Origin of the sequence: Catenulispora pinisilvae, from assembly GCF_015356865.1 — a bacterium.
In the GTDB taxonomy this organism is placed as follows: domain Bacteria; phylum Actinomycetota; class Actinomycetes; order Streptomycetales; family Catenulisporaceae; genus Catenulispora; species Catenulispora pinisilvae.
Map to the genome: position 1 here is coordinate 1 of NZ_JAAFZA010000364.1, position 7,584 is coordinate 7,584.

Sequence of the window (7,584 nt, forward strand, 5' to 3'; positions counted from 1 at the left end):
CACCAGTACCTGGCAGTAGCCGAACTCCCCGGCCCGCGCCTTCGCCCGCGCCCCCGCCTCCGTCGCGGCCGCCCGGCCCAGGGCACCGCCGCCACGGCCGCCGCCAGCGCCGCCGGCACCGCCAGGGCCGCCGCCTCCTCCCTCGCCAGCGCCGCCATCCTCATCGCGGTGGCGACCGTCGCCTCCCGCGTCGTCGGCTTCGGCCGCTGGCTGGTCTTCTCGCACACCGTCGGCGCCGGCGCCCTGGCCGACGCCTACAACTCCGCGAACCAGCTCCCGAACATCGTCTTCGAGATCACCGCGGGCGGCGCGCTGGCCGGGGTGGCCGTGCCGCTGCTGGCCGGGCCGCTCACCGGCGGCGGCGACGGCCCCGCCGACCGGGCCCGGGCCTCGCGGATCGTCTCGGCCCTGCTGACCTGGACGCTCGCCGTCCTGATCCCGTTGTCCGCGACCGGCGTCCTGCTGGCCGGGCCGATGGGCCACATCCTGGCCGGCGGCCACGGCTCCGACCACGCCGCCCAGGTCTACACCGACCAGATCAGCCGCTTCCTGGTCTTCTTCCTGCCGCAGATCCCGCTCTACGGCGCGGCCGTCGTCCTGGGCGCGACATTGCAAGCCGACCGCCGCTTCCTGGCCCCGGCGCTGGCCCCGCTGATGTCCAGCCTGGTCGTCATCGGCTCCTACACGGTCTTCGCCTTCCTCGACCGCGGCCGCGGCGCCCACCTGCGCAACCTGCACCACGCGCCCGAGCTGGTCCTGGCCCTCGGCACGTCCGCGGGCGTCCTGATCCTGGTCCTGTCGCTGCTTCCGGCGGTCCGAAGAGCCAAGCTCGCCCTGAAGCCGACCTTCCGCTTCCCCGACGGTGTGGCCCGCAAGGCCCGCTCCCTCGGCGTCGCCGGCGTCGCGACCCTGATCGCCCAGCAGCTCGCGGTCCTGGCCATCGTCCTGCTGTCCAACGCCGGCCACGCCTCGACCGGCACCCTCACCGTCTTCAACCTGGTCTGGGCCGTCTACTCATTGCCCTACGCGGTCCTCGCCGTCCCGGTCGCGACCAGCGCCTTCACCGACCTGTCGGCGAAGTGGGCCGCGGGCGACCGCCCCGGCTACGCGCACGGCGTCGCGGCCACCACCCAGGCCGTGGTGATCTTCTCGGCGGCCGGCGCCTCGGTCCTGGCCGCCGCCGCGTGGCCGACCGCCCGGCTGTTCCTGACCGCGCGGCACGGCACCGGCGGCGGCGTCACCGTGGAGATGATGGGCCAGGGCCTGACCGCCTTCGCCCCCGGCCTGATCGGCTACGGCCTGCTGGCCCACCTCAGCCGGGCCCTCTACGCCGCGGGCCGCGGCCGCGCCGCCGCCGTCTCGGTCTGTGCGGGCTGGTTCACGGTCCTGGCCGCCGACCTCACGCTGGTCTCGCTGTTCCCCGGCGAGGACGCGGTGATCGCCCTGGGCCTGGGCAACGTCCTGGGCATGTCGGTGGCCGGCGCGGCACTGCTCACGGCCGTCCGCCGCGGCATCGGACGCGCCGCGCTGACCGGCGTCGGCCGCGCGGGGCTGGTGGCGGCGATCGCGGCGGCCGTGGCCACCCCGGTCGGCATGCTGCTGGCCGACCTGCCCGGCGCGACCGGCCCGCTGCGCGCGATGCTGATCGGCGCGGCGACGGCGCTGCTGACGATCGCGGTGTTCGTCGGCACCACGATCGTCGCGGCCAGGCGACTGCTCCCGGACACCGAGTGCGGCAAGTGGCTGCGCGCCACGGTCGACAACCGGCGCGGACGGCGGCCCGCGCGGTGATCGCCCCATGAGAATCCTCCTGGTCCGCCCGGAAAGCACCGGCGGCATCGGCGTCCACGTGGACAGCCTCACCCGCGCCCTGCGCGAAGCCGGCCACGACGTCCGCACCCTGATCGCCACCGGCCCCGGTGCGATCCCCGCGATCCGCCACGCCGCCCGCCAGTCGCGCGCCGACGTCGTCCACGCCCACGGCCTGCGCGTCGGCGCCGCCGCCTGCCTGGCGACCCGCAAGCGCACCGTCGTCACCCTCCACAACGCGCCCTCGGGCCGGGCCGGGGAAGTCCTGCTGCGGCTGATCGCCCAACGCGCCGACGCGGTCCTGGCCGCCTCCCACGAACTCCTGGAGTCGGCGATCGGCCACGGTGCGCACAACGCTCAGTTCGCGCCGGTCGTCGCCCCGCCGCTGCCCGCACCGACCCGGCCCGCCGCCGAGGTCCGAGCGGAGCTGAAGAGCGCACTCGGCCTGGCCCCTGACGATCAGCCACGCGATCAACCACGCGACCAGCCACCCGATCAACAGCCCGATCAACAGCCCGATCAGCCACCCGATCAACAGCCCGATCAGCAACGCATCGCCCTGGCCGTCGGCCGGCTGGCCCCGCAGAAGGACTACGACACCCTTCTCAAGGCTTTGATACTCGTGCAGGAGCGCCACGGCGCCGCCCCGCCGGTCGTCATCGCGGGCGAGGGTCCGCAGCGGACAGCGCTGCAAGCGGTCATCGACGCCCACGCCCTCCCGGTCGCCCTGCTCGGCCATCGCACCGACGTCGCCGACCTGCTGCGCGCGGTCGACACCTTCGTGATGTGCAGCGCCTGGGAAGCGCGGCCGCTGGCGTTGCAGGAAGCTCTGCGCGCCGGCGTGCCGCGGGTCATCGCGACCGATGTCGGCGGCGTCGCCGAAGTGACCGCCGGCCGCCTCCCGCTGATTCCGGCCGGAGATCCCGAGGCCCTGGCGCGCGCCCTCCTCGAAGCCCCGGCCGCCCCGACCGCAGGCTGGGACGCCTTGTGGCCCGGCCCGGAGGACGAACTCGCCGCGGTCCTCGCCGCCTATTCCCCGGGCCCGACGAACCGATCATGAACGGGGCGTTGCCGACATCTGTCCGACATGATCGACCCGTGAGCCTCAAGCCCCGCAACTGCTGATATCCTGGTCTCCCGTGGATGACAGGTTCCGGCTTCGCCGCCCCGACACGGACGACGCCCTCTCCGGCACCCCATCGCCCACCGCTCTTTTCGAGCAGTGCCCTCTTTAGTAGCTAGCGATCCGCGGGAGCCCCCCTTTGGCACACCAGACGAAACACCTGTTCGTAACCGGGGGCGTCGCCTCCTCACTGGGCAAGGGCCTCACCGCCTCCTCGCTCGGCGCCCTGCTCAAGGCCCGGGGTCTGCGGGTCACGATGCAGAAGCTCGACCCCTACCTGAACGTCGACCCCGGCACGATGAACCCGTTCCAGCACGGTGAGGTGTTCGTCACCGACGACGGCGCCGAGACCGACCTGGACGTCGGCCACTACGAGCGGTTCCTGGACACCGAGCTGCGCGGCTCGGCCAACGTCACCACCGGCCAGGTGTACTCCGCGGTGATCGCCAAGGAGCGGCGCGGGGAGTACCTCGGCGACACGGTCCAGGTGATCCCGCACATCACCAACGAGATCAAGTCCCGGATCCGGCGGATGGGCGGTGACGACGTCGACATCGTCATCACCGAGGTCGGCGGGACCGTCGGCGACATCGAGTCGCTGCCGTTCCTGGAGGCCGCGCGCCAACTCCGGCACGAGGTCGGCCGGGACAACGTGTTCTTCCTGCACGTCTCCCTGGTCCCCTACATCGGCCCGTCCGGGGAGATGAAGACCAAGCCGACCCAGCACTCGGTGGCCTCGCTGCGCAGCATCGGCATCCAGCCCGACGCCATCGTCTGCCGCGCCGACCGGCCGATCAGCCAGGCCATCAAGCGCAAGATCTCGCTGATGTGCGACGTGGACGAGGAGGCCGTGACCGCGGCCGTGGACGCCCCGTCCATCTACGACATCCCCAAGGTCCTGCACACCGAGGGCCTGGACGCCTACGTGGTGCGCCGCCTGGACCTGCCCTTCCGCGACGTGGACTGGACCCAGTGGGACGACCTGCTGCGCCGGGTGCACGAGCCGGACCACGACGTCACCGTGGCCCTGGTCGGCAAGTACATCGACCTGCCGGACGCCTACCTGTCGGTGACCGAGGCGCTGCGGGCCGGCGGCTTCGCCAACTCCGCGCGGGTGAACATCCGCTGGGTCCCCTCCGACGAGTGCGCCACCGACGAGGGCGCGGCCAAGCACCTGACCGGCGTGGACGCGATCTGCGTGCCCGGCGGCTTCGGGGTGCGCGGCATCGAGGGCAAGGTGAACACCGTCAAGTTCGCCCGGGAGAACAAGATCCCGCTGCTCGGCCTGTGTCTGGGCCTACAGTGCATCGTGATCGAGGGCGCGCGCCACCTGGCCGGCATCGCCGCGGCCAACTCCGCGGAGTTCGACGAGGCCACCCCGGACCCGGTCATCTCCACCATGGCCGACCAGCGCGACATCGTGGCCGGCCAGGGTGACCTGGGCGGCACCATGCGGCTGGGGCTGTATCCGGCCAAGCTGGCCGAGGGCACGATCGTGCGCGAGCTGTACGCCGGCGAGCCGTACGTCGAGGAGCGGCACCGGCACCGCTACGAGGTGAACAACGCCTACCGCCCCCGCCTGGAGGAGGCCGGCCTGGTGTTCTCCGGCACCTCGCCGGACGGCCGGCTGGTGGAGTTCGTCGAGCTCCCGCGCGAGCAGCACCCGTTCCTGGTGGGCACGCAGGCCCATCCCGAGCTGCGCTCGCGCCCGACCCGTCCGCACCCGCTGTTCTCGGGCCTGATCGCGGCCGCGGTCGAGCGCTCGAAGGGGGTGGCCGCGGCCGGCGCGGCCGGTGAGCCGCTGGCTGAGGCCGGTGCCGCCGGGGCCTGATCCGCACCGGTTCGGTAGGGCTCTCAGGGGCTGTTAGGGCTCTGCGCCCCGGCGTTCGCGCCGGGGCGCTTCCATGTGCGCCGCAGCCGTGACCGACCCGTCGCGATAGGCTGGCGATCATCGGTGTCCGCCAACGGGATCATCGGTGTCCGCCGATCACCGGTGTCCGCCAAGGGAAAGCCAGGGAGCGTGATGGAGATCCGCGACGAGCCGGAGAAGTGGCCGGTGCTGGCCTCGGAGGAGAAGTTCCGCGGGCATGTGATCTCCGTCCGGACCGACACCGTGAAGATGGTGGACGGCAAGGTCGCCGAGCGCGACTACGTGGTGCACCCCGGCGCGGTCGGGGTCGTGGCCCTGGACGAGGCGGACCGGGTGCTGCTGGTGCGCCAGTACCGGCACCCGGTGGGCTGGCGGCTGTGGGAGCTGCCCGCCGGTCTGCTCGACCACCCCGGCGAGAACCCGCTGGAAGGCGCCAAGCGCGAGCTCTACGAAGAGACGCACCAGCAGGCCGACGACTGGCGCGTGCTGGTCGACCTGTTCACCACCCCCGGCGGCTCCGACGAGGCGATCCGCGTCTACCTCGCGCGCGGCGTGCGGGAGGCGGACGCCGAGCAGTTCGCGCGGGAGCACGAGGAAGCCGACATGTCCGCGGTGTGGGCCGACCGGACCGAGGTGACCAAGCTGATCCTGGCCGGGGAGCTGCACAATCCGCTCACCGTGGCCGGTGTGCTGGCGCTGACCACGGTCATCACCACCAACGCCCTGGACGATCTGCGGCCGGCCGATGCGCCTTGGCCGCAGCGGCCGTACTAGCTTTTATCAAGCCCAATCAAGCCCAATCAAGCCTTATCAGGGGCTTGACCAGTGCCTCGCCGCCACAGGATTTCCTTGTGGCGGCCACCGGGACATTCTGTTTCCGCCCCGCCCCCGCCCGCTGCCACCATCGATCACGGCGCTCGGACCACGAGCCCTGATACCGATGGAAGGGAACAGTGATGGCTGACACGGGGACGATGGATACGGGGACAACGAACGCGGGGACAGCGAACACGGCGAAGGCGCAACCGCAGCGGGACCTCCAGGGCAAGGTCGCCCTCGTCATCGGCGGCGGCCGCAACCAGGGCGCGGCCTTCGCCGAGAACATCGCCGCCCGCGGCGCGACCACCGTCATCACCTACGCCAACGACGACGCGGCCGCGCAGCAGACTCTGCTCGCGCTGGAGAAGCACGGCGTCACCGCCGAGGCGATACGGTCCGACGCGCGCCGGTCGGACGACGTGAACGCGCTGTTCGAAGGCGTCGTGGCCCGGCACGGCAAGCTGGACATCGTCGTCCACACGCCCGGCGCGGTGCTGAAGAAGCCGCTGGCGGACTTCACCGACGCGGACTTCGACCACCTGATCGACCTCAACACCCGCTCGGCGTTCAACACCCTGCGCGCCACCGCCCGGCACATCGCCGACGACGGCCGCTATGTGGTGCTCTCGACCACGCTGACGTCCATCATGACCGGGCCTTACGGCCTGTACTCGGGCTCGAAGGCGGCCGTGGAGCGGATGGTCCTGGCCGCCGCCAAGGAACTCGGCGCGCGCGGCATCACCGTGAACGCGGTGGCTCCCGGCCCGATCGACGACGACTTCTATCAGCACGCGGAGACCCTGGAGTCGATGGCCGCGGCGGCCAATCACAGCCCACGTGGGCGGTTGGGCCAGCCGTCGGACGTCGCACCGGTGGTCGGCTGGCTGCTCAGCGCCGAGGCGGGCTGGGTGTCGGGGCAGACGGTGCGGGCCAACGGCGCGATGTTCTGACCGGGCTGCTGTCCACCGGCCCGCTGTCGATCGGCGCGATGTTCTGACCGGCCCGCCGTCCATCACCCGCCGACAGCTATCGTCGGCGTGTGATCGACGACATCAGCCTGCGCAGCCTGCGGTCGTTCCTGGTAGTCGCGCAGGAGTCGAGCATCACCCGGGCGGCGGCGCGTCTGCACGTCACTCAGCAGACCCTGTCGCAGCAGATCCAGAACCTGGAGCGCGCGCTCGGCGTCACGCTGCTGGTCCGGACCTCGCGCGGGGTGACGCTGACGGCCGCCGGTGAGCAGCTGACCAGCAGCGGCCGCCCCCTGATGGCCGACGCCGACGCCCTGTGCGCCGCGGTGCACGCCGCGGCGGCGGGCCGGGTCGGCCGGCTGCGGGTGGCCGCGGCCTCGCACCCGACCACGCAGCTGGCCATCCGGCTGGCCGCCGTGATCGAGGCCGACCACCCGGGCTTCGACGTCGAGGTCCGCACGGTCCTGCGGCCGGTCGAGGCGATGGCCGAGCTGCACGCCGGCGCCTCGGACGCGGCCCTGTTGTGGCTGCCGACCGGGGACCCGGACCTGCGCACCGCGACGTTCCGGCACGACGCCCGGGCCGTGCTGCTCGCCGAGGGGCACCGGCTGGCGGGCTCAGCGTCGGTGACCGTGGCCGAGCTGGCCGAGGATCCGGTGGTGATCGTGGATGCCTTCGGCTCCCCGGCGGTGCAGGCGCACCGGATCGCGGACCCGCGCCCGGACGGCCGCCCGGCGGTGCGCGGGCCGGTGGTGCAGACGCTGGAGGACTGTCTGGCGCAGGTGCGGCGCGGGCACGGCGTGTGGTTCGCGCCGATCGCCATGGCCGAGTGGGCGGTGTGCCCGGGCGTGGCGTTGGTGCCGGTGGTCGATCTGGAGCCGGTGGAGCTGGCGGTGGCTTGGACGGACGCCGCGCCTCGGGAGTGGGTGGATCGGCTGGTGGGTGCGGCGCGGGGGAGTGTGCCTGGTTAGCGGGCTGAGGGGTGAGGGGCTGAG

The 7,584-nt window shown here is 72.8% G+C and carries 6 protein-coding genes; all 6 read left to right on the plus strand.

Translation table 11 applies throughout. The features are described 5' to 3' along the window. Window positions 1-1,791 (plus strand): murein biosynthesis integral membrane protein MurJ (gene murJ, locus IZR01_RS46640; protein ID WP_194927585.1); only part of this gene is annotated, 1,791 nt, incomplete at its 5' end. Between the two features lie 7 nt (window positions 1,792-1,798). Continuing rightward, window positions 1,799-2,869 carry a glycosyltransferase gene (locus IZR01_RS46645; protein WP_194927586.1) on the plus strand — a complete coding sequence of 357 codons (1,071 nt, stop codon included), beginning with the start codon at window positions 1,799-1,801 and terminating at the stop codon, window positions 2,867-2,869. A gap of 202 nt (window positions 2,870-3,071) precedes the next feature. Then, on the plus strand, window positions 3,072-4,763 hold the full coding sequence (gene pyrG, locus IZR01_RS46650) for a CTP synthase (RefSeq protein ID WP_194899184.1): 1,692 nt from the start codon (window positions 3,072-3,074) through the stop codon (window positions 4,761-4,763). Between the two features lie 192 nt (window positions 4,764-4,955). Next, window positions 4,956-5,576: an NUDIX domain-containing protein gene (locus IZR01_RS46655; protein ID WP_194927587.1), complete on the plus strand. Its 621-nt coding sequence runs from the start codon at window positions 4,956-4,958 to the stop codon at window positions 5,574-5,576. Window positions 5,577-5,776: 200 nt separating this feature from the next. Then, on the plus strand, window positions 5,777-6,571 hold the full coding sequence (locus IZR01_RS46660) for an SDR family oxidoreductase (protein ID WP_194927588.1): 795 nt from the start codon (window positions 5,777-5,779) through the stop codon (window positions 6,569-6,571). A gap of 89 nt (window positions 6,572-6,660) precedes the next feature. After that, window positions 6,661-7,560 (plus strand): LysR family transcriptional regulator, encoded by a 900-nt coding sequence (locus tag IZR01_RS46665; protein ID WP_194927589.1) that lies wholly within the window; start codon window positions 6,661-6,663, stop codon window positions 7,558-7,560. The last annotated feature ends 24 nt before the right edge of the window (window positions 7,561-7,584 follow it).

Excerpts from the sequence above, each read along its gene's own strand:
- IZR01_RS46645 (WP_194927586.1), top strand. The coding sequence starts at position 1,799 with ATGAGAATCCTCCTGGTCCGCCCGGAAAGCACCGGCGGCATCGGCGTC.
- IZR01_RS46655 (WP_194927587.1), top strand. The coding sequence starts at position 4,956 with ATGGAGATCCGCGACGAGCCGGAGAAGTGGCCGGTGCTGGCCTCGGAG.
- IZR01_RS46660 (WP_194927588.1), top strand. The coding sequence starts at position 5,777 with ATGGATACGGGGACAACGAACGCGGGGACAGCGAACACGGCGAAGGCG.